The 2,008-nt window shown below is 63.9% G+C and carries 1 protein-coding gene and 1 pseudogene; both read right to left on the bottom strand.

All coding sequences use genetic code 11. The annotated features are described in order from the left end of the window. The coding region (locus VKP01_RS07195; RefSeq protein WP_324411478.1) for a thiamine pyrophosphate-dependent enzyme at positions 1 to 1,560 on the bottom strand (1,560 nt) is incomplete at its 3' end. A gap of 176 nt (positions 1,561 to 1,736) precedes the next feature. Further along, a pseudogene (locus VKP01_RS07190) lies at positions 1,737 to 2,008 on the bottom strand (succinate--CoA ligase subunit alpha); the annotation flags it as partial.

Here is a 2,008-nt window from a genome sequence, read left to right as displayed (position 1 = left end):
CAGCGTGGTTGGATGCTCGCGGATGATCTTGTACATCCGCGGCTGGGTGAAGGATGGCTCGTCGCCTTCGTTGTGGCCGAAGCGACGGTAGCAAAGCATGTCGATCACGACGGGCTTGTGGAAGCGCTGGCGGTATTCCGTCGCCACCTTGGCCGCATAGACCACCGCTTCCGGATCGTCGCCGTTGCAGTGGAAGATCGGCGCCTCGACCATCTTCGCCACATCGGAAGGGTAGGGCGAGGAACGCGAGTAGCGCGGGTTGGTGGTGAAGCCGATCTGGTTGTTGATGATGAAGTGGATCGAGCCACCGGTGCGGTGTCCCTTGAGTCCCGACAAGCCGAAGCATTCCGCCACCACGCCCTGGCCGGCGAAGGCCGCATCGCCGTGCAGCAGCAGCGGCAACACCGAATTGCGGTTCTCGCCGGTCTCGCCGTGCTGGTCCTGCTTGGCGCGGACCTTGCCGAGCACAACCGGATCGACGATCTCGAGATGCGAGGGATTGGCGGTAAGCGAGAGGTGGACGTTGTTGTCGTCGAAGCTGCGGTCCGACGATGCACCGAGATGGTATTTCACATCGCCCGAGCCCTCGACATCGTCGGGGGCGAAGGAGCCGCCCTTGAATTCGTGGAACAGCGCGCGGTGCGTCTTGCCCATCACCTGGGTGAGCACGTTGAGGCGGCCGCGATGGGCCATGCCCAGCACGATCTCCTTCACACCAAGATTGCCGCCGCGCTTGATGATCTGTTCGAGTGCCGGGATCAGCGATTCCGCGCCGTCGAGGCCAAAGCGCTTGGTGCCGGTATATTTGAGATCGAGAAACTTCTCGAAACCCTCGCCCTCGATCAGCTTGTTGAGGATCGCCTTCTTGCCGCGCGCGGTGAATTCGATCTCCTTGTCGGGTCCCTCGATGCGCTCCTGCAGCCAGGCCTTCTCGACCGGGTCGGAGATGTGCATGAACTCGACGCCGAGCGTCTGGCAATAGGTACGCTGCAGGATGGCGAGGATCTCGCCGATCGTCGCGAATTCGAGCCCCAGCACGTTGTCGAGGAAGATCTTGCGGTCATAATCGGCTTCGGTGAAGCCGTAATGGGCCGGGGAGAGCTCCTCGTCATTGACGCGCTTCTCGAAACCCAGCGGATCCAGATTGGCGTGCAGATGGCCGCGCATGCGGTAGGCGCGGATCATCATCAGCGCATGCAGCGAATCGCGCGTGGCCTGCTGCACATGTTCCTCGGTCAGCGCGACGCCCTTGGCCTCGGCCTTGCCCTTGAGCTTTTCGGCAACGGTCTTCTCGATCTGCCCCCAATTGCCGTCGAGGGCCGAGACGAGTTCGCCATTGGCCGCGATCGGCCAGTTCTCGCGCTTCCAGGAAGCACCCTGCGCGTTCTTCGCGACGACGGCGCCGTCATCCTTCAGCGCGCCGAAGAAGGCCTGCCATTCGGCATCGACCGATTTCGGATCCTTGGCGTATTGGGCGTAGAGATCCTCGATATAGGCGGCATTGGCGCCGTCGAGGAAGGAGGTCTGGAGGAGCGCTTCGTTGACGTCTTGGCGTGCCATGGCTTGTCCGTCCGAGGGGCCGCCGGTTGATTGTCGCCGGAGGCCGTGGCGGGGCCGGGTCGCGGCCCCTTCGAGGGTTTGATCGAGCCGTCGTCTTGCGGGCCGATTCAGGCGATATTCGGTCCGGTCGCGCAAGAACCGTGATCGGATCGCGCGCGACCGGAGGTTTCGGGGTTTCAGCCCTTCAGAAGCTCAGAGAGCGTGGTGCCGAGCCGCGCCGGGGAGGGCGAGACCTTGATGCCGGCGGCTTCCATGGCGGCGATCTTGTCTTCCGCGCCACCCTTGCCGCCGGAGATGATCGCACCTGCATGGCCCATGCGGCGGCCCGGAGGCGCCGTGCGACCGGCGATGAAGCCGACCATCGGCTTCTTGCGCCCGCGCTTCGCTTCGTCGGCGATGAACTGCGCGGCTTCCTCTTCCGCCGAACCGCCGATCTCGCCGATCATCA

It is taken from the genome of Saliniramus sp. (assembly GCF_035311605.1).
GTDB lineage: Bacteria > Pseudomonadota > Alphaproteobacteria > Rhizobiales > Beijerinckiaceae > Saliniramus.
This window is presented reverse-complemented; position numbering and strand designations above follow the sequence as displayed.